This is a genomic window from Nitratireductor sp. ATLC21 (assembly GCF_057196525.1).
Genome location: NZ_JBXUOU010000001.1, coordinates 385,030 through 407,190 on the forward strand (window position 1 = coordinate 385,030; position 22,161 = coordinate 407,190).

Consider the following 22,161-nt stretch of genomic DNA (forward strand, 5'->3'; position numbering starts at 1 on the left):
GGATGTTTTGCAAAAGCCACTTGTAACTACATCTCGATAATTCCCAGATCTGTGCGCCAATCTATAGTAGATGTGATATGATTCACGGTGGGAGATCGCAGTCTTCATACCCTCAAGGACCGCAGAGCGATCCTCCGGGTGTATGTACTCAGTCAAAACTCCAAAGGTTATCGCACTGTCTTCATTTCCTAGAAACGAAGCCCATTCGGCATTGATTCGGCATTCCTCGAGCCGAACGGAGTGCAGCCAAGTCAATCGAGGGAGTGTATCTACGATCTTCTTGAATTGGGGGGGGATGAGGTCCCGGCACATAGCTTCTGTCCTGTTGCTAGCTTCCCACTTCACGTTCTGTGTATCAACCAAAGCTCACTCACACTGCAGATACAGCCCAAGAAGCCTCCTTCTCCTCAAACTGAGGTAAGTTTCGGGGGGGGGGGGGGAAGGGGTTCACTGAGGATTTTGAGATGGAGCTGATCGGGAACGGCTCAGTTGATAGAGCCCGCTCTTCCGCTGTTTACACATTCTGCGATTTGGAACCAATCATTAGGGCGTTGCTAAATTCGCTCGTCTCTGAGTGCCCATCGGATAAGTGCCTCGTTAACTGCGTGATCCAAGGATATCTCTTCTTGCTTTGCGTATTTGGACATAAAACTCATCACAAACGGGCTCAGCAATGCGCATTCGTTATTTTGAATGATTTGCTTCAATGTCAGCGCTGATTTTAGAATCTGTGCTCGCAGGGCGAAATGGTTCTGCTCATCAAGTCGGTCGGCGATTCCAATAAGATCGCGGGACACGGCCAGTATTTCGTTGTGCATAGGTTCACTCGTGTGTCTCCCGGGTTTCGTTCCTCGGCTTGTGGTGCACTACAGCAAAGCAGCCAGTCGTTGTCACTGCCCCTAGTCGCGGTTGTTCAACAAGGTTTTTTTGAGGTGGCTAATTAAATGCAAACATTTCCTTAAAAGGCTTAACTTAAATTTTAGGCGTTCCCCGTCGCTCTCATTCGGTTGCAGGCGGTGACCGATGATATCGTCAAGCTGAGGACACAGGCACGGGGGGGGCGGGAACGGTGGGCCGATGGCTTATCCGGATCGGCATTGGGGTGGTGACGCTCGCCGGCTGGATCATCGGTGCCTACACCTGGCTGACGGGGCGCCCGCTGCCATAGAATAGCTTCTGGATGCTTATTGCCATTTTTGCAGATCGCCCCGCTGGCCTCGCGCTGGCGGGGCTTCTTTTTGCGTTTCAGGCTTTGCCGATGTGCCTTTCACCCTCTGCCTTGTGCTCATGGCAAAACCAGCGCGGGGCTTCCCTCATGCGGCTGTAGCCGAGGCCGCCCCATTTGTCGCAGCCGGGGTGCTCGCGATAGTGCTCATGGATGCCCGAGGGGTCTGCTTTCTGTTCTTCGCTCATTTTCCCTCAATTGTCCGAATCGCTTCCAGTATCTGCTGTTCGGTCTCCTTGTTGCACTCCCGGCGTCTGATCTCCGCCAGGGCCAAGCACAGCATGGCAAACTCCACCTCGCTTTCGCTCCAGCCAGCACCAATGGCGCGGCGCGCGATGCTCTGGAACTCAGCCTCCAAGGCAACCTGGCAATCTGTCATCCGGTCCGGATGGTTCTCGGAGTGCCGCGGCGGGACGATCACTCCGGCACCTCAGGCGGATCGACGATCATCAGCTGGTCGTCGGGCAGGGGGCGTTGAAGCTTCTTTGCCTCTTCCCATGGCTCTGAAAGCCATGCGGCCATTTCATCTTCGGTGGTGAGAATGACCGGCATCGCCTTCTTGTGCACCGGCGCAACGACGCTGTTGGGCTCCGTGGTCAGGAATCCATAGACCTCGTGATCGTCCGGATCCTCACGCGCCATGCGCTTGCCGTGCCAGGGCGTCCAGAGGCCGGCGAAGACGAAGAGCCGCCGGTCTTCATTCAGCGCGAACCATGCATTTGGTGTTCGCTTGTCGCCTTCCTTCTTGCTCGCTGGATCGGGCTCGGCAAAGCTCGTCACCGGCACGAGGCACCGGCTTTCCGGCGAGAGCCATTTTCGCCAATGAGCAGAAGAAGTGTTGCGGATATTCGTGACGCCGCCGTCGTGCTGCCCCTTCACGAACATGGGCGGCGTCGGCATGCCCCATCGGGCACGCACCATTTCCCGCTCGCCATCTTTGCCGACGCGAACGATCGGCGCATAGCGATTGGGATAGACCTGCAGCGACGGCTCGTTGAAGGCGTATTCCCGCGTTGTCTTGATGAAATCGCGGATCGCCTGGCGCGTCGAGGTCATGTTGTAGAGATTGCACATTGGTCGGGATCACCTCGGCCATTGATTTATGACCATGATGATATTGCCGCGCGTGTTTTGGCAACTCCTGCATTTCAGGCGCTTTGATATGTCAGCAGGCATGGCATCCCGGCCATAGCGCCGCTCGAGCGCCTTCCTGTCGAGCTCACCTATCGATTTGCAACGGCGACAGACGGCTCCGAGCACATAGTAATGATCAATATCCTTGAGGCGGATGACGCCGTCACGGGTGAAGAAAACCACCTCTGACAGGTGGAGTGGCTTGAACTGGCGCATATGGCGGCTCCAAAACCCATTTGCCGCACCGTTTCATTTTTCATCGACGCGCCGCCCCAGCGCGAACAAATCCCCAACTGACAGATGCCTCCAGCGCCTCGATGCGCCCGGAGAGATAATCCCGCTCTCCCAGAAGGGCGATCACAGCCTCGCGCGGATCGCCTCCGCAAGCCTCGATGATGGCGTCGGCCGCCGGCTCGTAAGGATCGGCTTCGGGCTGCGGTTTCATTGAATGGTCCACGCGCCATCTCCCGTCAGTTCATTCTTCCTCATCTCATCGGAATGTTTTTCATCCGGCTCAATGCACCAGGTGGACGGCAGGTCCGCCTTGCCGGTGGCAAAGCGCTCAAGGATTTCCCGCTTGGCGTCCTCATCGTCCGGCAGGAGCGAAGAGAGACCATCCGGTTTTCCAAACCAGCGCCACGGCTCGACACAAATGTGCATCACTCCATCAATGCGTTCGAAGCGATAGGTGCAGCCGGAGCGCTCGATAAGGCGCTCCACGGCTTGCTCGATCGTCAGGCCCGATTCGTCCTCGAACCCGTCGTCATCTTCCATGTTGAAGACGGTGTAGGTGGTCATTCTGTTCTCCATCAGAAGGCCCGATCGTAATCCAAACCCTCTTGACGAGTCCAGAGTTTGTTCCATTTTTGTTCTCATTACGCATGCGGCGACGTGACGACTGAAAAACGAAAAGGAGACACCAATGTCACGCCGCAAAGGTGAGCCGAGCGGGGCTCAGATCGACCGCACCCACCCGCACCAGGTTGGGTTACCTGATCACAAGGTGATGGGTGCAAATTACGAAGTCGTGCATGGCTTTTGCAAAGGCCTGTCCCTGCATCTCAGGACACAATCCGTATTCGCCGGATGGGCCGGACCGAGAGGCCGCTACTTCATCATCTTCTGCTTTGCGGAGAAGGAAGACGCGGAGCTATTCGCCGCCGAGTTCGAGGGCATTCCATTCGATCCGAAGCGGGATCGGGGGAAGGGGGAACGAAAGCGGTTCTGGGACCAGGCGCCCTGAGCTATTGACCCAGTTGTCACACACTCGCACAAGGCGTCACAATCGGTTGAAGGAAAGCGCGGCTACCAATTTCGATACCTATGGTTCAGGTTCGTCAAAGTGTTCCAAATATTGGCCAGACAGTATCGGATCTATTTTGTCGGCCTCACCCAACGCCCATTGTTCCCATTTCTGAAGTGCTACTGGATCGAGGTTTGCGCCCCCTTGTATCATCGCAATTCGCACCTGCTCAACGAGAGCTCTAATTTCTTGAGCTTGGCGAAGTTGTTCACCGCTCATAAATAGTTGTTCAACACGCTGCTGGTTAAGAAGCTCAAGAAGTTCTCGCTGTCGGCGCTCCTGATCGATCCTACTCTGCTCTTCGCGCTCTTCGGCTTCACGCAAGGAGCGCCGGAACTTGGCTTCGCCCGCGACGATGATATCGGCCACGGCTGCTGGAAGGTTGGCGTCTAGCTTTCCATCCTGATCCTCTCGCCAGATGTCGGTCCGATCACGGCTGGAGTAGTCGGGAATAATCTGTAGTTTCAAGGCTGTTTTCGATGCTGCTTGAACCTGTGAGCGGTTGGTGTGTGTGAACAGCTTATCGCAGGGTTCTAGCACCAATCCCAGGACAGTGTTCCCAATAGTCGCCCGAATATTCAGGTCACTGTCGGATTCACATGCGTCGCCCTCGTGCCCTCTGAAATCTAATGCTCCGAAGATAGCATTCAGAATTTTCAATCGACGCTTCTCTAAGGGATTGTCATATCTTGGAGAATCCCAGTGCCATTCATTAAGTTCCTTTCTCTCTCGGCGACGCTGATCCTTCCGCAGTATGGGTACAAGTGATTTGTGCGGCTGTCTAAGGGACTTGGGTGGGCGAAACGTTGTTAATGCCTCAAGTTCTCTGGCGCGCAATTTGTCAAGATCCTCGGGGACCAAAGCGGAGGCGAATGGCCCAGTCGACGGAATCGGTTTTGATGAAGGAACAAGACCTTCAAATCGAGCGTCAACATCTATCAGACCGCTATGTCCTGGTCCTCTGGGGCTTGGCTCCGGCGCTTTAGGCACTGGTTTCCCAGCATGAACTTTATTCCAATAGCCTTGCGGAGGTGTCGCGATGCCCTTGGTTCGAAGAAGTTTTTTCAGGCCAACATCAGACATTCCCAATTTGGCCGCCAGATCTCGCATCGGTGCTGACCAAGTAAATGCAATCAGATCCGCTGGCCGGACGAGAAATCGATTGCCGCCGTATGTCCGATACACGTCTTTCCTCCGCCCTGATTGAAGTCGGAACCCATCTCGCTATCCGCAAGTAGGTCAGGGAAGGGCAGCTTTCGCAATACCCAATTGAATGCACCGCTCCCACTGTTTCCGGCTGCTCCGTCCAGTGGCGTGGCAATCAGCGCTACTTCTTGACCTTCCTCTTCCGTAGGGGCGGAAATTCGGAATCAGCCGTGATCGGAGAAAGCTAAAGGGAGAGAAGTCCACGGAAGCGGGCCGGAGTGCGTCTTGTTTCCTAGACACTCACCATTCGGCAGGACTTGGAGATAGATGGATAGGGGGCAAATAAAAACCCCGCCGGAGCGGGGCTTATCATTGTAGAAGGCACCAATAGCTTATCCGCATTTAGCCATTCGGCTCTCAGATCTCACGTAGACGCTTTTAACCTGGGTAGGGGCGGGCCGTGAGACTACCTCACGAACAAGAGGATCGGATAGCACTCGCGCAAAGAGCTTGTCATGGCGCTCCTTAGCGCCGTTTAGCAGCTCAATTTGCTCGTCACGTGTAAGAATGTCATTCATCATAAACTCCTCTCTGGGAGAACGTTGCGGCGGCATGATTACTCAAGTCTCATCATCCATATCCACCGGCCATGCCACGGGTCTGCCAAGCCCGCTGTATATCCCTTATCACGGAACACTGCGGCAATTTCATGAAATTTCCGTAATGCAGCCTTCGGAAGACCCTCTGTGTGTGTCATCATCTCTACAGCAGGCGGCCTAACTGCGTCAATGTGGTTCGCAATTAGGTGCTGTATCAAATCTCTAACGCTATCCCGGTCGTCTCGTTCCGTAATGAAGTTTTTTGTCGGCAGGCCATCACTGTATTCGTGAACGTCCACCCCTTCCGCGTCGGCCTCGACAACTCTGAATACGAGTTCGCATTTCTCCTCATGGCTGTAGCCAGCAATGGGTGCGAATACAACCAACACCGAGAAAACGTGGTTCGTTATCGTGTCATAGCCTATCGCAGCCCGATAGATGTGTTCTCCGTTCCCGAACAGTGCAACGATTTCGGTTTCGTTATCGAGTGTGCAAACAAACAATCTTAACCCACCTTAGCCCGGTTCCCTCGAAGCCCCTACCTCGGAGCCATATGCTTCACGCGGGCGGCCCTAGCGGCCTCAACGTCATTAGATGAGAATTCGCGGCATACCCCACCATTGGCGTCATTCAAATAGCCGCCCTGCCTTTCGAAGCACTGCATCAATTTTGTTCTCATAATGATCAGGAAGGTCGGAAAAACAAGCATCCAGCGCTATCCTATCCCAAATCCTGCGGGAGTTGACACGTTTTGGCTTCGGCATCCTCCCGTCACGCACCATTTCCTCAAACAGGGTAACGCCGACGCCAATGTATCGGGCAGCCTCAACACGTGATAGGCCCCGTGGAGGATAGGAAAATGCGTCCGCGTTCTTCAAGTTCCCTCATCCGCTGGCTTGGTTTAGAAGTTGGCGTTCTGCCTAACGGTTGGCCAGCACGCCGTCAGAGGCGAGAACCTGCCCGAGATTGTATGTACTCTTCAAGGTAGTCCTCGGGTGTCTTCTCCCGCTCCGGGGTATGGTGCTGAAACTCTATAATGCCACCTGGTAGCAGACGGGCATTCAGGCCGGTCTCGGCAGCCGCCCTTGCTGCGTCCATAATTTCGCCCTTGGTGAAGGTTCGCCGTCGTCCCATTGCGCAAAGGCCTCCTCATGTAGAAACAGCGACCTTGCCACGCCCCCAACTGAATTTTTCGTAGTTCTCGTGCTTGTCAACTGCCAATCCCGCGTCGAATCAACCGATAGACTTGCGACCTAACTCGCGCGATAATCAGTCAACTTCCCATCCAGCGAGTGCGCTGCAACCTGGTTGAGCCATTCGACCGCGAGGATTTTTTTTAATGAAGGGTCATATTCGCGAGCGCAGCCCCGGCAAGTGGGCAATCGTCATAGATCTCTATGATGAGAGCGGTAAGCGCCGCAGGAAGTGGCACAGCTTCTCCGGCACCAAACGACAGGCACAGGAAGAATGCGCCCGGCTAGTGACGGCGCTGAAGGCTGGAAACTATGTTGAACCCACCAAGCAGACTGTCGCGGAGTTCCTCGACGAATGGTTGGCCTTCACAAGGCCTTCAGTCTCACAAAAGACCCACGAGCGCTATACCGAGATACTTCGGAAGGGGGTTGCTCCCCTGTTGGGTGATGTCACTCTCGCAAATCTGAAGACAGACCGGATCGATGCGGCGCTCTCGAAGGCACTCTCAGAGGGGCGCAGGGACGGGCAGGGTGGTCTTTCCCCTCGCACGGTCCATCACATGCGACGTGTGCTAATAAAGGCGCTCAATCAGGCCGTTGTTTGGGAAAGGCTGGTGAAGAACCCGGCTCATGCCTCGACACCGCCAAAAGTCGAACGCAAGCCCATGCTGGCCTACGATGCGAAGCAAACAGCAGAACTCTTGGAGGCAATGCGTCCAACGCGGATGTTTGCGCCGGTCCTGCTTGCCGTCATGTGCGGATTACGGCGCGGTGAGATTGCCGCCCTTCGATGGCGCAATGTTGATCTCGAAGGCCGCATCATTTCGATTGTCGAAAGCGCCGAACAGACTGTAGAGGGTGTCAGATACAAGGAGCCAAAGTCAGGCAATGCCCGGACGGTGGCGCTCTCAGCCGGCGTAGCAGAACAGCTGAAGGCGCATAGGGCGCGACAGGCAGAACAATTGCTTCGTCTCGGGCTCCGACCCAATGCAAACAGCTTCGTGGTTTCGCAGGTAGACGGCAGACCTTTGCAGCCGCGTTCGATCACACATGAATGGGTGAGATTGATCGAGAAAACTTCCCTGCCGCGCATACGGTTCCACGATCTCCGCCACACCCATGCATCACAGATGCTTGCGGCTGGAGTTCATCCAAAGGTGGCGAGTGAGCGCCTAGGACATTCGACAATCGGCATCACGCTGGACCTCTATTCGCACGTCATGCCCGGAATGCAGGCGGATGCTGCTGAACAGGTTGACGCCGCAATACAAGGCGCGGTAAAGGCGAAGCCGTAAAAGGCATTCGGTAGCAAAATGGTAGCAACGCCTAAATCGAGCGGTTTGCTAAATCCGAAAAAGCTAACGAAATCAATGCCCGGAGGGATGGCCGAGCGGTTGAAGGCACCGGTCTTGAAAACCGGCAGGCGGGTGACCGTCTCGTGGGTTCGAATCCCACTCCCTCCGCCATTTTGTCATGGGTCCATTCTTGGCACATGGCTTACATCTGATGTCGGAGAGGTGGTTTGGGCAATCTCCGATGCGGCGCCTGAAACGGAGCCTGGAACGAAGGCGCGGAAGTCTAGTTCCTGCATCACGCAAACCTCTTCGCAAACGCCACGAAGATGACGATCAGAGCGGTTGCGGCAATCATGGTCGCTTCGATGGGCTCGCCCAGCAGAATGCCGGCGAGGCAAAGTCCGAAGAACGGCTGGAGCAGTTGCAGCTGGCCGACGCCGGCTATGCCGCCCAAGGCCAGTCCGCGATACCAGAACACAAAACCCACGAGCATGGAAAAGACGGATACATAGGCCAGACTCAGCCAAGCAGGTGCCGTAACGCCTTCCCACGAGGATGGAAGGGTTAGAAGCGATAACAGCAACATTATGGGAGCAGAGAGAACCAGCGCCCATGAAATAACCTGCCATCCGCCCAAACGACGCGACAGCCTTGCGCCTTCGGCATAGCCAAGACCGCACAGGATGATCGCTGCAATCATCAGAAAATCACCCTTGAGCGAACGTGATCCGCCACTGGACAGCGCAAATGCGACCACTGTGGCGCTTCCCATACACGAAAACAGCCAGAACATCGGTTTCGGTCGCTCTCCCCCACGCATAACGCCGAATATGGCGGTCGCCAGCGGCAACAGTCCGATGAAGACAATCGAGTGCGCCGATGTGATGTGCTGAAGCGCAAGCGCAGTTAGCAGTGGAAACCCGATCACAACACCCGCCGAAACGACCACAAGGGACATGATATCGGAAGGCTGGGGACGCGCCTGCCGCAAACTCAAGAGCAGGGCAGCACCGAGCAGCGCCGCGATGACAGCGCGTGCAGATGTCAGAAACACAGGCGAAAAATCCGCCACCGCGACCCGCGTCGCAGGCAGTGAGCCGCTGAAGATGACAATGCCGAGGAGGCCACTGCCCCAACCTGCAACCGATGATGCTGCTTTTCCCATCTCACCTCGCTTTCCACGATAGCCATAGGCAATTCCTTGTGGTGCGGGGAGCTACAAACCATTACAATTTTCAAAAATCGTATTGATCAAAGGGGCCATACAATTGAATGACGGGCGACAGGATTTCAGCGCCAAGGGCGCGCGAACCCTGGATGTGATGAGGGCGATCCGGAGGAAAATCGCGAACCGCGCACTGGGCCCGGGAGACCGGCTGCCGTCCATCCGGAATTTTGCGAAAACCATGCAGGTTTCCCCATCCACGGTTGTCGAGGCCTATGACCGGCTCGCGGCGGACGGGGTTATTCGCGCCAAGCGCGGTTCGGGCTTCTATGTCTCCACCACCGCGCTGCCACCTCTGGCGCTGGCGGAGGATCTGCCTCAAACGGAGCGTGCCGTCGATCCTTTCTGGGTCTCTCGCCAGTCGCTTGATGCAGATCCTGCGACCGTAAAGCCTGGCTGCGGCTGGCTTCCCGCGGACTGGATGCCGCAAGGGGACTTGCGTCGCGCATTGAGGACCGTCTCAAGGGGCGAGGGCGCGGTTTTGTCGGATTACGGCAGCACCCGTGGCTCGATTGCGCTGCGCCGTCTTCTGATGGGGCGTTTTGCCGACGAAGGCATTGACATAACCCCGGAGCAGCTGATGCTCGCTGGATCGGGCACGCAGGCTGTGGATCTGGTGTGTCGTTGCCTCCTCCGGCCCGGCGATACCGTTTTGGTGGACGACCCGTGCTACTTCAATTTCCGGGCCTTGTTGCGCGCGCACCAGGTTAAGGTTGTCGGTGTTCCCTATACCCGTTCGGGGCCGGATATAACTTCCTTTCAGGCGACGCTGGCTGCGGAACGCCCGCGCCTTTACATCACCAATTCGGCGCTTCACAATCCCACAGGCGCGACGCTCTCCGCGAATACGGCACATCGTCTGCTCAACGAAGCTGCCGCCCATGATCTGATTATTGTCGAGGATGACATCTTCGCAGATTTCGAGCCCGAGCCTTCCATCAGGCTGGCAGCATTGGACGGGCTCAACCGCGTGATACGTATCGGCAGCTTCTCGAAGGCGCTTTCGGCATCGGTACGCTGCGGCTATATCGCGGCCCGGCCCGACTGGATCGCTGACCTTGTGGATCTGCAGGTCGCGACCAGCTTCGGAGGTCCGAGCCCGGTGGCGGCGCAGATGATCAGCGGTGTTCTGGCGAGTGGAAGTTATCGCAAGCACATGGAAGGATTGCGCCGTCGCCTTGCGGGCGCAAGGCAGAAAGCCATCGACGACTTGCACTCCATTGGGATTGAACCCTGGCTGATGCCGCGTGGGGGCTTCTACCTCTGGTGCCAGTTGCCGGACGGTTGCGATTCCGCCGATGTCGCGCGCGCGAGCCTGGCCCAGGGTGTTGTTCTTGCGCCGGGAAACGTGTTCAGCGTTTCGCAGACTGCGACCGGTTTCATGCGCTTCAACGTTGCCCACTGTGATGACCCGATCGTCACGGACGTTCTCCAGCAATCTCTTGAAAGGTGCGCTCCCAGCAGCCGATGAAGCAGGGAGCGACGCGCGCTGAGCGATCATAAAAGCTCTTGACAGAAAGTTAAAACACGTCACTAATTATCTAACTGTTTGTTTAATTAGGGGAACAAAATGAAGAGCAAAAAACTTGCCAAAAGCTTGGTTTCTGCGGCTTTCGCAGCGTCTGCATTTCTCGCTGCGCCGGCCATTGCCGAGGAGTGGAAGCCGGCCGAGCCCGTAACGATCATCGTTCCGTGGTCCGCCGGCGGCTCCACCGATACGGTCACCCGCGTTGTCGCGGGGGAACTCAGCAAGGCCTTCGGCCAGAATTTCGTGATCATCAATCAGCCAGGCGCGTCAGGCTCCGTCGGTACGCGTGCGGTTTGGGAGGCCCCGCATGACGGCATGACCATGGCCGCGGGCGCGGCAGCCGATCTCGGCGCCTATCCGGTTTTCGGGACACTGGATGCGACGCTTGATCAATGGCGGCTTTATCTCCATGTGGCCAATCCTGGCCTAGTGTCGGTGCGCGCCGACAGCGAATGGGAGACCTTTGGCGATCTTCTGGAAGCCATGAAGTCGGCGAGCGAACCGATCACGGTTTCCTCGGGCGGACTTTCCTCGGCCACCGCCATCTCCATGCAGGCGCTCGAAAAGGCCGCACCGGGCATCAAGTTTCGCCAGATCGTCTATGAGGGCGGCAATCCTGCGGTGATTTCCACGGTGTCGGGTGAAACGCAGTTTACGGCCCAGACGGCAACGGAGCAGGTGGACATGATCCGCGCGGGGCGGCTCAAGCCTCTCGCGGTGATTGCCGATCAGCCGCTTGAGCTGCAGGGCTATGGCACGGTTCCGCCGGTCACCGACTGGCTTCCAGAGGTGGCCAGCGCCCCCAATTTCTTCGGCATTTTCCTCCCCGCCGATGCGCCCAAAGAGGTGCTCGACGCAATGGACAAGGTCTGGGCTGAAGAGATCGCCAACTCCGAGGTCATGAAGAAGCATGCCGCCGAGCGCGGTGCGCTGTTCAAGGCGACCTACGGTGAAGAGGCGGCGAAGACCGCGCTTCCCTTCCTCTCGATCAACGCCTGGCAGCAGTTCGACAGCGGCGCTGCACCGAACGACCCGAGCAAGTTCGGCATACCGCGCCCCGAATAAGGCTCGTTGCGTGGCTCCCCTTGCTGCGAGGCGGGGGAGCCCGCGACGCTTCGCCTATACGCAACCGGACAGTTTGCGCTGCCAGTTTCCTGGCCGCGCTGACCCTTTCTGTCGACAAGCATGGCCATGGACGGACTAAATCATTTCCTGGGCGCGATCGCCGAAATCGGATTTTCCGCGCAGATCATCGTTGTCTTCTGGGCCACGCTCCTCGGCATCACCGTGGGCATGATCCCGGGCCTGACGGCGACACTGGGCGTCGCGCTGGTGACGACGCTGACCTTCACGATGGAACAGAACACGGCGATCCTCGTGCTGATCTGCGTCTATATCGGCGCGATCTATGGCGGCGGGCGCACGGCCATTCTGCTCAACATTCCTGGCACGCCGGCCAATGCCGCTTCCGCTCTTGAAGGGTTTCCGCTGGCCCGGAAAGGGCGGGCAGGCGAGGCGATGGCGGTTGCCACCACGGGTTCGTTTCTGGGTTCGGTCGTCGGCATGGTGGGGCTTGCTCTGGTCGCGCCCTGGCTTGCTGAGTTCGCGCTTGATTTCACCTCTTTCGAATTCTTCTGGCTTGCCGTCTTCGGCATTGTCCTTTGCGGCCAGCTCACCGCCATGGACGACGCACTGAAAGGCTGGATCGCCGGCTTTTTCGGTCTGCTTGTCGCCATGGTCGGGCAGGAGAGCATCCATGCCTATGCCCGCTTCTCCTATGGGATTCGCGACCTTGAAGGCGGGTTTGGCCTTTTGCCGGTGCTTGTCGGCGCATTTGGTTGCACGGAAGTGTTCATCGTCATGCGGCAGGAAGCGACCCGCGCCGTCGCCGGCAAGGTGACCGGGGTTTTCCGTTCCGCGCTTTCCTCCTTCAGTCATGCGCGCACCTGGCTCCGTTCCGGATTCATCGGCACGTTCATGGGCGTGGTTCCCGGTGTCGGCGAGGACATGGGCGCGTGGGTTTCCTACGCTGCTGCAAAACGTGCGTCCAAACGCAAGGAAGAGTATGGGCAGGGATCGACCGAAGGGCTGCTCGCCGCAGAGACCGGCAACAATGCCGCCGTTCCCGGCGCGCTGATTCCGGTTCTGACGCTTGCCATCCCCGGGTCTGCGCCGGCAGCAGTTCTTCTGGCAGCCATGATCATTCACGGTCTGCGGCCCGGTCCCCTGATCATGATCACGCAGGCCGATTTCTTCTATTCGGTGGTGGCCATGGTGTTCTGGGCAAGCTGCGCCATGCTGATACTGGGCCTGCTTCTCACGCGGCCGCTGCTGCTCATCCTCAAAGTGCGGCGCGAATGGCTGATGGGCATCATCTTCGTCTTGTGCACCGTTGGCGCTTTCGCCATCGCTGGCCGCATTTTCGATGTCTGGGTCATGATCGGCTTCGGTCTGATCGGATTCCTGATGCGCGAGGCGGGCTTCCCGGTCGCTCCCATGATCCTTGGTGTCGTGCTCGGCCCGATCCTCGACAACAATTTGCGCCGTAGCCTCGCATTGACGCAGGGCGATCCGATTCCCTTTGTGACGCGCCCGATAAGCGCGGTGATCGCGACGCTGGTTTTCCTCATCATCATTTTCAGCCTGCCGCCGGTACGTCGCCGCCTGGCCACCCTGCGCACACGCTTTGCCGGAGGTGAGCGATGAGCGTCAAAAGTGTACTCCTTTGCGGTTTCGGTGCATTCGGCGCGCAGCATGCAGCCGCCTGGCGGCGGAGCACCACGGCTCCACGCCTTTATGTCAGCGACCCAGACCCCGTAGCCCGTGACAGGGCGCGTGCCCTGGGCCTCGAGCATGTCACGGAAGACCCGTCCGTCTATCTGGATCAGGTCGATCTCGTTGACATTGTCACGCCGCCACGCCTGCACCTGCCCGTCGCGCTGACGGCTCTTGAGCGCGGCAAACATGTTTTCATCGAGAAGCCGGCTGTGACATCGCTGGATGAGGGGCGGCAGCTGATGGCTGCGGTGGAGACTTCGGGCTGCGCTGTCCAGATCGGTTTCGTTCTGCGCTGTCATCCGCTTGTCGAAAAGGCGAAGGCGCTCATCGCTTCGGAAGCCATTGGCCGCCTGATTGCGGTGGAGGGTGACTTCTCGGGATGGAAGCGGATGCGCGACGATTCCACCATCATCGAAAATGACGGCGTGCATTTTCTCGATCTCATGCGCCATCTGGCGGGTGTTCCCATATGTTCTGTTGAGGCCCGTGGAGCAAGCCTGCTCGGTGCTCATAAAAACGATGATATCCGTATCGCCCTGACTTTCGAGGGAGGCATAAGCGGCAATCTGCGGATTGGCATTCTCGCCTGCGGTGAGGTGGAAGACGGTTTCATGCCGGGTGCTGTGACCACAAAGCGGCTGCGATTGATCGGCGATGCCGGCAACATCGTCATCGACTTCAACCGCAACACGCTGACGCAGGCGCAGGTCTCCTACACACCCAAGTCGGGCGGTTGGAATGTGTCTCCCGGCGCGATGACAATCGAACAGGTGATCGGGATCACGCCCCCATCTCTCCTGGCGAAGAGCTTCGATCTGTTCGTATCCGCAATCGAAAGCGGTGGACCGACCCTCTGCAGTGCAAATGAGGGCGCTTTGGAAATGGCGGCGCTTCTGGAAGCCATCGACCAGGCGCTCCTGCAAAAACCGCTTCCGCAGATCGCACTAGAGAAGGGGGCGTGATCATGCGTACCATCAACAGGACCGATTTCCTTTCCGGCCTCGTGGTGGCGGCGTTGGGCGCGGCGGGACTGGTCGAAGCTCTGCGTATGCCGCGCTTCGAGGCCCGCGGTGCGGATCCGTTCACCGTTCCCGGTCTTACGCCGGGTCTTTTGAGCGCGGTTTTGTGCGTGCTGGGTATCGTTCTTCTGTTGCGCGGCATGTCGGGACGGAATTTGACCGAAGGTGCGCAGCCCAGCATCACGCAATGGACGCGTGCCAGTGCAATCCGGACGCTCTTCACCATCGTGATGGTGCTTGTCTATGGCACGCTTCTGTTCGGCCGTATGCCCTTCTTCTATGCCACAGCGCTTTTCGTTTTTGTGTTCACGGTAGGGGCGGAGCTGATCGATACCGAACGACGCCTGCCCGCCTGGAAACTTTTGATCGGTGGATGTCTGCTCGCCGGCGGTGCGGCTTACGCGATCGATTTCGTGTTCACCGATCTCTTTCTCGTTCGGTTGCCGGGGTGACGCGATGAAGCTTTCTCTCTGCAACGAAGTGTTGCGTGACCTTTCCTTTGAGAAGCAGTGCCGGCTGGCTGCCGAACTTCGATATGACGGGCTCGAAATCGCGCCCTTCACACTGTCGGATGAGCCTGCCTTGATTTCCGCTGCCGAGCGACTGCGTCTGCGCACAATGGTCGCCGATCACGGGCTTGAGGTCACAGGACTGCATTGGCTTTTGACCGCGCCGGAGGGCCTCTCATTGACGAGTGACGACGCCGCTGTGGCGGCCCGCACGCGCGATCACATTCTGGCGATGGTAGAGCTTTGCGCGGATCTGGGCGGCAGCGTCCTTGTTCACGGATCGCCCGGGCAGCGCCAACTCCAGGACGCGGCTTCGCCAGAGCGTGCGCGTGAGATCGCCACGGCACATCTTGCTGCAGCAGGAGAGGCGGCGGCGCGTGCCGGGGTACTTTACTGCATCGAACCGCTTGCGCCCTCAATGGACGATTTCGTCAACACGGTTGCCGACGCGGTTAAGCTGGTCGAAACCATTGGCTCGCCCGGCTTTGCGACCATGCTCGACACTTATGCGGCAGTGGGCGGCGAAGCCGAGCCAGCAGAAGCGGTTCTGGACCGTTTTCTGCCGGGAGACCATGTCCGCCACATTCATTTCAACGACCGTTCGAAGCGTGGGCCGGGGCTCGGTGATGATCTGTTTGCACCAGTCGTCGATTGTCTCGTCCGGCATGACTATGACGGCGTCATCGCCGTGGAGCCCTTTGACTACCACCCCGATGGGCCAACGGTGGCAGCCTATGCTGCGGGTTATGTCCGGGGACTTTTTGAAATGCGGAAGGAGCGTTCATGAGCACGGCCAGACTCAAGATCATCGGTGGCCGCATCGGCATTGCCAATGCTTTTGCGCGCATGCCGTTCCGCTTCGGTGTCGTGACGATGGAGGCTGCCGCCAGCGCCACATTGGAGCTTGAAGTTTTCGTTAATGGTCAGCCTGTTCTCGGCTACGCCTCCGATCTTCTCGCCTACAAATGGTTCGACAAGCGGCCGGAAAAGACACCGGCCGACAATGTCGCAGATCTCCTCTGGGTGATCGAGGAGGCGCTGACCGTTGCAAGTGCTCTGCCGGAAGGGTCCGTATTCTCCCTGTGGCGACAACTGGACGAGGAAATCGATCGGCGGGCGGTTGCCGCCGGTTTCAACCGGCTCGGTGCTTCCTTCGGTGCTTCCATGGTGGAGCGCGCCATAATCGATGCGCTGGGACGTGCAACCGGGCAAAGCTTTTTCGAAATGGTGCGCAACAATGCTTTTGGTATTGAGGGCGGTGCGGTCTTCCCCGAGCTTGCGGGTCTGCCGCCAGCCTCAATCCTTCCCGAAAAGCCGCTGGAGCGCATTGCCTTGCGCCACACGGTCGGCCTGGTCGACCCGATCGAGGCCGAAGATATCGCTTTTGCAGATCGGCTTGATGATGGACTGCCTGAAACGCTCTCAGATTACATTCAAGAGGATGATCTCAGCTATCTCAAGATCAAGATCGCAGGTGACCCAGCCTCGGATATGGCCCGGCTGGAGCGCATTGCCACACTGATGGAACGGACTGGCAGGTCATTCGCACTCACGCTCGACGGCAATGAACAATATAGCCGGCTTGAGGATTTTGCAGCACTGATGGACGCCATCCGTAGCAATCCGGCGCTTGGACGCTTCTATCAATCGATTCTTTTTGTTGAACAGCCTTTGGAACGCTCGGTCGCGCTTTCGGCCCCTCTTGATCCTCACGCCCTCAAGACAATAGGCAAGCCGCTTCTCATCGATGAAGCCGATGGCTGGACGCGCGCCTATCATGAAGCGATCACCCTTGGCTATCACGGCGTAAGCCACAAGAACTGCAAGGGCGTAATACGGTCCGTGTTGAACGCGATGATCGCTGCCGAGCGCAATCGCACGTCGGGGAAGGGGGTCTACTTCCAGTCGGCAGAAGATCTGACCTGCCTGCCGGTGGTTTCCCTGCAAGCCGATCTTGCCGTCGTGGCCACGCTCGGGATCACCCATGTGGAACGCAATGGCCACCATTATTTCCAAGGCCTTGAGAATCTACCCAAGAGTGAAGCAGAGGCTGCTCTGGCGGCCCATCCCGATCTTTATCGGCGCGAGGGGTCTTCAATTGTCACCGCCATCGATGGCGGTGCCCTCAACATCGCCTCATTGCAGGTCCCCGGCATGGGATTTGCCTGCCTTCCAAATCTCAGTCAGCGCACCCGCGCTGCCGACTGGACTTTCGATAGCCTCAACAAAAGCGATGCCGGACATGCCGGCACAGGAGAATGAGACCATGACCCGATCACTGCCAGACGCAATACTGGATGAAGCCCAGCTCGAAGACATGCTGTCGCAGCCGAGCGACCAGCTTGTCTCCGTGCTTTCAGAACTGGATGGCGACATCACCATTCTCGGCGTCGGCGGCAAGATGGGGCCGACCCTCGCGCGCATGGCCAAGCGCGCCGCGCCCCATAAGAGGGTTATCGGCGTCGCGAGATTCTCGGAGCCGGGGCTAAAGGAAAAGCTGGAAGGCTGGGGCATTGAACCCGTTTCCTGCGACCTTCTGGATCGCGAAGCGGTGGAAGGCCTGGAGAAAACCGAAAACGTGATCTTCATGGCGGGTCGCAAATTCGGGTCGAGCGGCAATCAAGGACTGACCTGGGCCATGAATGTTCATGTGCCCGCAATCGTCGCCGAGGCGTTCAAGGCGTCGCGCATCGTCGCCTTCTCGACGGCCTGCGTTTATCCGTTCGTCAATATCACGGAGCAGGGCGCACGCGAGGATGTGGTGCTGGACCCGCCCGGCGAATATGCCAATTCCTGCGTGGGACGCGAGCGCATGTTCGAGCATTTCGCAAGCGTGCATGGCACGCGCGTGGCGCTGATCCGGCTCTCCTACGCAATCGATCTGCGCTATGGCGTCTTGCATGACGTTGCAAACGCGGTCCAGCAGGGCGAGCCCGTGCAGATCGACAGCGGCCATTGCAATGTCATCTGGCAGGGGGATGCGAATGACATTGCATTGCAGTCCCTGGCGCATGCGGATAATCCGCCTTTCGTGCTCAATCTTTCCGGCCCCGAACTGGTGAATGTGCGCAGCCTGGCGAGGAAATTCGGCGAATTTTTCGATAAGAAGCCGGTTCTTGCAGGTTCGGAACAGGAGCGGGCTTGGATCGTGGACACGAGCCTGCAGCAGAAACTCTTCGGCTATCCCTCAGTGCCGTTGCCGCGGCTGATAGAGTGGACGGCACAATGGATGAAAGAGGGCGGGCGTTCCCTTGGAAAACCGACCCATTTCGAGGTTCGCGATGGAAAATACTGATCGGCCGTCAGCCGGCGCCGAGGCAGGCAGGAAAAGCCCCTCCAAGACAGGGCAGAAAGCGACGCGCGACGCGGCGGCGACACGCGCGCGCATTCTGAATGCAGCCTCGAAAGAGTTTGCAAAAAAAGGGCTTAAAGGAACGCGCATTGACGCGATCGCCAAGCGAGCTCGCTGCAACAAGGCTCTGATCTACCATTATTTCGGGAACAAGGAGGCCCTGTTTAGCACGGTTCTGGAGAGAAATTACGAGGCCATTCGCTCCGCCGAGCGGCAGCTTGATCTTGCCCACCGCGAACCGGTTGCTGCCATGCAGGAGCTCATCGGTTTCTCTTTCGACTATGTGAGCGCACACCCGGAATTTATATCGCTCATCAATGACGAGAACATGCACGGCGGCGTGCATGTGGCGCACTCGGCCAAGGCGAGGGACCTGAACAGCCCGCTCGTGGCGATGATCGATACGATCCTGGAGCGGGGACAGGAGGAGGGAAAGTTCCGCGCCGGTGTCGATCCCGTGCAGCTCTACATATCGATCGCCAGCATCTGCTACTTCTTTATTGCCAACCGGTCCACACTGTCGGCCATCTTCGGTCTGCCGAAAACGCCCGAGGTGCTTGCGCGCCGCCGCGAGCACGTGATCGAGGTCATACTGGGCTATCTTCGCCCGGAGGCCGAGGGACAGGACCTGCCTTCCCCACAGAAGGCCTGACGACGAAAGTTTCACCATGAAAATCAGTGATCTTCCCGCCACACCGCTTGCCGCCCTGCGCAAGGGAGGCGTGATCCCGGCGCACCCTTTGGCGCTCGATGCCAACCGCAGACTCGATGAACGTCGCCAGCGCGCCCTGTCGCGCTATTATCTCGATGCGGGCTCAATCGGCCTGGCCGTTGCCGTGCACACCACCCAGTTTGAAATCCGGGAACACGGCCTTCTGGAGCCCGTTCTCACACTTGCCTCTGAAGAAGCAAAGGCTCATGCGAGCACCCCCTTCATGGTGGCAGGCGCAGTCGGCAAAACCCAGCAGGCCGTGCGCGAGGCCGAGCTTGCGCGATCCATGGGTTACCACGCCGTGCTTCTCAGCCTGGCGGCAATGAAAGAGGCGAGCATTGATGAACTGATTGCGCACTGCCGCGCCGTCGCCGATGTGATCCCGGTGGTGGGCTTTTATCTGCAAACCGCTGTTGGTGGACAGGCTCTGCCCTATGCATTCTGGCGGCGTTTTGCCGAGATCGAGAATGTGGTGGCAATCAAGATGGCGCCGTTCAACCGTTACCGCACGCTCGACGTGGTGCGCGCGGTCATTGACGCCCGGGCGGAAGGCCGCATCACGCTCTACACCGGCAATGACGACCACATCGTCTCCGATCTGATGACAAAGTTTACGTTCATGCGCGATGGCGCGCCGGTGAGCGTGCGGATCAAGGGCGGGCTTCTGGGACACTGGTCAGTCTGGACACGCAAGGCTGTTGCATTGCTTGAAGAAATTCACGACCGCCCTGAAAGCAGAACCGCCAGCGAATGGCTGGAACTCGATGCCCGCACCACCGACGCCAACGGCGTATTGTTCGATGTGGCGAACGATTTTGCAGGTTGCATCGCCTGCCTGCACGAAGTCCTGCGTCGTCAGGGCCTGCTTGAAGGAACATGGTGCCTCAATCCGGAAGAGACCATGGGACCTGGCCAGATGGAAGAGCTAGAGCGGATCTGCCGCGATTACCCGGAACTCAATGATGATGCGTTCGTGGCTGCGAATCTGGAACGTTGGCTGAACGGCTGATTGCGGACCTCTTTCGAGCAGTCTGGCCTTCTATGGCCTGCAATCAGTGCTCCTGCACGGTGGCTTGGGCAAGTCTCCATTTCAGGCAGGATATATCGTACAGAAAACGGGTGGTGGCTTCTCACCGCCCGTTTTTTAGCCTGTGCGCGCTCTATTCGCAGGCTACCGAAATCGCGCCAATGCTGCCCACCGGACTCTGATGCTGGTCAGGGGGCACACGGTCATCCCCAAGAAACTTCCAAACTTTTTACCCCCTCTAACACTGCATCTCTTCAGCACTCTGCCGAAAGAAATCCGTCAGCGTACCCGGCTTGCCGGGACAGGGTCTTGACAGAAATTGAAAATCAAGGCTCATTGATCCTACCAATGACGGCAGGGAGGAGCCATGACGTCGCGCGTTGGGTCGCAATGGAGGTCGGGAGCCTTCATCACGGCAGAAGCCATCGGTCAGGCGATTGTTGAGGGAGAGTTTTCGGAGGGCGAACGGCTGCCTCTGGAAGCTGAACTCGCATCGCGCTTTGCGGTCTCACGAAACACGCTTCGAGAGGCAATGAAGCTGCTTGCGGCCAAATCGATGGTGGCGATTGCGCCGCGCCGGGGCACCGTGGTTCTGCCGCGAGCGGAATGGAATGTGCTTGATCCCGATGTGATCGACTGGTTCGGCGCCCTGTTTCGCGCCGACTCCGCATTCATGGAGGAACTGGTTCAGACGCGGCAGACGATAGAGCCGGCGGCAGCGTTCGAGGCCGCGCGTTCGGCCGCGCCAAGCCAGGTCGAGGCCATCGCCGCCGCCTACCGCGACATGGAAGAACAGCGTGGCAGCGGCAGTACTGCTGAGCAGGTGAGGGTCGATGTCGCCTTCCACCTATCCGTGGCCGATGCAGCGAACAACCGATTCATCCAGTCCATCATCCGCTCGATCATCCACGCGGTGCGCGCCAATTTCGAGGCGCTCATCGAACAGCCGGGAAATTTCGAGGGCAATCTGAAAAACCACAGGCTGGTTTACGAAGCCATCGCCGCACACGACCCGGATCAGGCCCGCTTCGCCATGGAGCGTCTGCTCGAGCAGAGCCTGTCCGACACGAAGGAGCTTTTCGGTTCAACGCGAACCGACAATCGGCATTGAGGAATGCCAATCAACGGAGGAGAAGCAATGAAATACGTAACTTTGACGACGCTGCTCGCAGCGACCGTGGCCTTTGCCGGGCCGGCATTTGCCGAGTATCCTGAGCGTCCCATTACACTCATCGTGCCATGGTCGGCCGGTGGCGGCACCGATGCTGTCGGACGCATGCTTGCCAAAGGTCTGCAGGAGGAACTCGGCACACCGGTCAACGTGGTGAACCGCACCGGGGCGGGCGGTATTGTCGGACATACGGCGATGATCGATGCCGACCCGGACGGGTACACGCTCGGGCTGGCCACGGCAGAACTGACCACCTATGCCGCGATCGGCACATCCGAAGCGTCCCCGGCCGATGTGACACCGATCGCTCTGGTCAACTTCGATGCGTCCGCCTTCAATGTGCATGCCGACAGCGAGTGGGAAGACGCAGGCCAGGCACTTGAAGCGATCAAGGCCAATCCCGGCAAATTCAAGGCTTCCGGTTTCCCGGTTGGTGCTGCTTACCACCTGGCATTTGCCGGCTTTCTGAATGACAACGGCGTCGACCCGACCGCTTTGACCGTTGTGCCCAGCCAGGGCGCTGCTCCCGGCTTTCAGGAATTGGTCTCAGGAGGCGTGGCCGTCGTTCCTTCCTCCCTGCCGGAGGCAGCATCGATGCGCGATGCGGGGCTCGTAAAAACCCTCGCCGTCCTGGCGGATGAGCGGCTTGCATCCTATCCCGATGTACCAACCGCCAAGGAAGCTGTCGGCACCGCCTCGGTGGGTGGCACCTGGCGCGGTGTTGTCGGACCGAAGGGACTGGACGCAGAGATTGCCGGCAAGGTCGAGGCCGCGCTCGACAAGGTCTATCAGAGCACTGAATTTCAGGAGTTCATGAGCAGCCGCGGTTTCGGCGTACGCTGGCTCCCTGCAGATGAGTTCGGCACGTTCATGGAAAACGCCTCCAAGAGCAATGCCGAAGTCATCGAGAAGCTCGGCCTGAAACAGTAGCCTTGCGTGGGGAGG

Annotated in this window: 25 protein-coding genes, 1 tRNA gene and 1 pseudogene; 15 read left to right on the plus strand and 12 right to left on the minus strand. The window is 58.4% G+C overall.

The features are described from left to right. Positions 1-18 precede the first annotated feature (18 nt). The 8 genes and pseudogenes from AC2CHD_RS01900 to AC2CHD_RS01935 all read right to left on the minus strand — a co-directional run. Positions 19-312 (minus strand): annotated as a pseudogene (locus tag AC2CHD_RS01900) (PAS domain-containing protein); the annotation flags it as partial. A 242-nt stretch (positions 313-554) separates the two neighbouring features. Further along, on the minus strand, positions 555-797 hold the full coding sequence (locus AC2CHD_RS01905; RefSeq protein ID WP_484552406.1) for a hypothetical protein: 243 nt from the start codon (positions 795-797) through the stop codon (positions 555-557). A gap of 448 nt (positions 798-1,245) precedes the next feature. After that, the gene (locus AC2CHD_RS01910; RefSeq protein ID WP_484552407.1) at positions 1,246-1,413 is read right to left on the minus strand and encodes a hypothetical protein; all 168 of its coding nucleotides are present in this window, start codon (positions 1,411-1,413) and stop codon (positions 1,246-1,248) included. Beyond that, positions 1,410-1,646 carry a hypothetical protein gene (locus AC2CHD_RS01915; RefSeq protein ID WP_484552408.1) on the minus strand — a complete coding sequence of 79 codons (237 nt, stop codon included), beginning with the start codon at positions 1,644-1,646 and terminating at the stop codon, positions 1,410-1,412. The genes AC2CHD_RS01910 and AC2CHD_RS01915 overlap by 4 nt, the downstream gene beginning before the upstream one ends. After that, entirely contained in the window at positions 1,643-2,299 is a 657-nt protein-coding gene (locus AC2CHD_RS01920) for an SOS response-associated peptidase (protein WP_484552409.1), read from the minus strand. The genes AC2CHD_RS01915 and AC2CHD_RS01920 overlap by 4 nt, the downstream gene beginning before the upstream one ends. A 9-nt stretch (positions 2,300-2,308) precedes the next feature. After that, positions 2,309-2,575, minus strand: coding sequence for a hypothetical protein (locus AC2CHD_RS01925; protein WP_229447163.1), 267 nt, complete (start codon positions 2,573-2,575; stop codon positions 2,309-2,311). Positions 2,576-2,615: 40 nt separating this feature from the next. Next, positions 2,616-2,804, minus strand: a complete 189-nt coding sequence (locus AC2CHD_RS01930) for a hypothetical protein (protein ID WP_229447162.1) — start codon at positions 2,802-2,804, stop codon at positions 2,616-2,618. Then, positions 2,801-3,157, minus strand: coding sequence for a hypothetical protein (locus AC2CHD_RS01935; RefSeq protein ID WP_484552410.1), 357 nt, complete (start codon positions 3,155-3,157; stop codon positions 2,801-2,803). The genes AC2CHD_RS01930 and AC2CHD_RS01935 overlap by 4 nt, the downstream gene beginning before the upstream one ends. Positions 3,158-3,281: 124 nt before the next feature. Here AC2CHD_RS01935 and AC2CHD_RS01940 point away from each other — a divergent pair, with 124 nt between their 5' ends. Next, the gene (locus AC2CHD_RS01940; protein WP_484552411.1) at positions 3,282-3,602 is read left to right on the plus strand and encodes a hypothetical protein; all 321 of its coding nucleotides are present in this window, start codon (positions 3,282-3,284) and stop codon (positions 3,600-3,602) included. A gap of 78 nt (positions 3,603-3,680) precedes the next feature. Here the strand turns inward: AC2CHD_RS01940 and AC2CHD_RS01945 are convergent, their stop codons facing one another. From AC2CHD_RS01945 to AC2CHD_RS01955, 3 genes are all read right to left on the minus strand, one after another. Beyond that, complete coding sequence (locus AC2CHD_RS01945) at positions 3,681-4,745, minus strand: hypothetical protein (RefSeq protein ID WP_484552412.1); 1,065 nt, start codon at positions 4,743-4,745, stop codon at positions 3,681-3,683. A 679-nt stretch (positions 4,746-5,424) separates the two neighbouring features. Then, positions 5,425-5,910, minus strand: coding sequence for a hypothetical protein (locus tag AC2CHD_RS01950; RefSeq protein ID WP_484552413.1), 486 nt, complete (start codon positions 5,908-5,910; stop codon positions 5,425-5,427). A gap of 123 nt (positions 5,911-6,033) precedes the next feature. After that, complete coding sequence (locus tag AC2CHD_RS01955) at positions 6,034-6,285, minus strand: hypothetical protein (protein WP_412033041.1); 252 nt, start codon at positions 6,283-6,285, stop codon at positions 6,034-6,036. A 461-nt stretch (positions 6,286-6,746) separates the two neighbouring features. On the opposite strand from AC2CHD_RS01955, the gene AC2CHD_RS01960 reads away from it, so the two are divergent. Together AC2CHD_RS01960 and AC2CHD_RS01965 are read left to right on the plus strand one after the other, a co-directional pair. Further along, positions 6,747-7,895: a tyrosine-type recombinase/integrase gene (locus tag AC2CHD_RS01960; protein WP_484552414.1), complete on the plus strand. Its 1,149-nt coding sequence runs from the start codon at positions 6,747-6,749 to the stop codon at positions 7,893-7,895. An 81-nt stretch (positions 7,896-7,976) separates the two neighbouring features. Further along, a tRNA-Ser gene (locus tag AC2CHD_RS01965) sits at positions 7,977-8,066 on the plus strand. Between the two features lie 124 nt (positions 8,067-8,190). Here the strand turns inward: AC2CHD_RS01965 and AC2CHD_RS01970 are convergent. Beyond that, a complete protein-coding gene (locus AC2CHD_RS01970; protein ID WP_484552415.1) occupies positions 8,191-9,060 on the minus strand; it encodes a DMT family transporter in 870 nt (289 codons plus the stop codon). A 157-nt stretch (positions 9,061-9,217) separates the two neighbouring features. Here AC2CHD_RS01970 and AC2CHD_RS01975 point away from each other — a divergent pair, with 157 nt between their 5' ends. The 12 genes from AC2CHD_RS01975 to AC2CHD_RS02030 all read left to right on the plus strand — a co-directional run bounded on the left by AC2CHD_RS01975 (position 9,218) and on the right by AC2CHD_RS02030 (position 22,146). Beyond that, entirely contained in the window at positions 9,218-10,591 is a 1,374-nt protein-coding gene (locus AC2CHD_RS01975; RefSeq protein ID WP_484553190.1) for an aminotransferase-like domain-containing protein, read from the plus strand. 99 nt (positions 10,592-10,690) lie between these two features. Further along, positions 10,691-11,713: a tripartite tricarboxylate transporter substrate binding protein gene (locus AC2CHD_RS01980; protein WP_484552416.1), complete on the plus strand. Its 1,023-nt coding sequence runs from the start codon at positions 10,691-10,693 to the stop codon at positions 11,711-11,713. A gap of 126 nt (positions 11,714-11,839) precedes the next feature. Beyond that, positions 11,840-13,354 (plus strand): tripartite tricarboxylate transporter permease, encoded by a 1,515-nt coding sequence (locus tag AC2CHD_RS01985; RefSeq protein ID WP_484552417.1) that lies wholly within the window; start codon positions 11,840-11,842, stop codon positions 13,352-13,354. Continuing rightward, positions 13,351-14,388: a Gfo/Idh/MocA family protein gene (locus AC2CHD_RS01990; protein ID WP_484552418.1), complete on the plus strand. Its 1,038-nt coding sequence runs from the start codon at positions 13,351-13,353 to the stop codon at positions 14,386-14,388. Before AC2CHD_RS01985 ends, AC2CHD_RS01990 begins: the two co-directional genes overlap by 4 nt. A 2-nt stretch (positions 14,389-14,390) precedes the next feature. Beyond that, complete coding sequence (locus tag AC2CHD_RS01995) at positions 14,391-14,897, plus strand: tripartite tricarboxylate transporter TctB family protein (protein ID WP_229446902.1); 507 nt, start codon at positions 14,391-14,393, stop codon at positions 14,895-14,897. Between the two features lie 4 nt (positions 14,898-14,901). After that, the gene (locus AC2CHD_RS02000) at positions 14,902-15,741 is read left to right on the plus strand and encodes a sugar phosphate isomerase/epimerase family protein (RefSeq protein ID WP_484552419.1); all 840 of its coding nucleotides are present in this window, start codon (positions 14,902-14,904) and stop codon (positions 15,739-15,741) included. Further along, positions 15,738-17,216 (plus strand): enolase-like domain-containing protein, encoded by a 1,479-nt coding sequence (locus AC2CHD_RS02005; RefSeq protein WP_484552420.1) that lies wholly within the window; start codon positions 15,738-15,740, stop codon positions 17,214-17,216. Before AC2CHD_RS02000 ends, AC2CHD_RS02005 begins: the two co-directional genes overlap by 4 nt. A 4-nt stretch (positions 17,217-17,220) precedes the next feature. Further along, entirely contained in the window at positions 17,221-18,249 is a 1,029-nt protein-coding gene (locus tag AC2CHD_RS02010; RefSeq protein ID WP_229446899.1) for an NAD-dependent epimerase/dehydratase family protein, read from the plus strand. Beyond that, positions 18,236-18,958 (plus strand): TetR/AcrR family transcriptional regulator, encoded by a 723-nt coding sequence (locus tag AC2CHD_RS02015; RefSeq protein ID WP_484552421.1) that lies wholly within the window; start codon positions 18,236-18,238, stop codon positions 18,956-18,958. The genes AC2CHD_RS02010 and AC2CHD_RS02015 overlap by 14 nt, the downstream gene beginning before the upstream one ends. Before the next feature lie 16 nt (positions 18,959-18,974). Next, a complete protein-coding gene (locus AC2CHD_RS02020) occupies positions 18,975-20,027 on the plus strand; it encodes a dihydrodipicolinate synthase family protein (protein ID WP_484552422.1) in 1,053 nt (350 codons plus the stop codon). 385 nt (positions 20,028-20,412) lie between these two features. Beyond that, positions 20,413-21,156, plus strand: a complete 744-nt coding sequence (locus AC2CHD_RS02025; protein ID WP_484552423.1) for a FadR/GntR family transcriptional regulator — start codon at positions 20,413-20,415, stop codon at positions 21,154-21,156. Positions 21,157-21,183: 27 nt separating this feature from the next. Further along, entirely contained in the window at positions 21,184-22,146 is a 963-nt protein-coding gene (locus AC2CHD_RS02030; protein WP_484552424.1) for a Bug family tripartite tricarboxylate transporter substrate binding protein, read from the plus strand. Positions 22,147-22,161 lie beyond the last annotated feature (15 nt).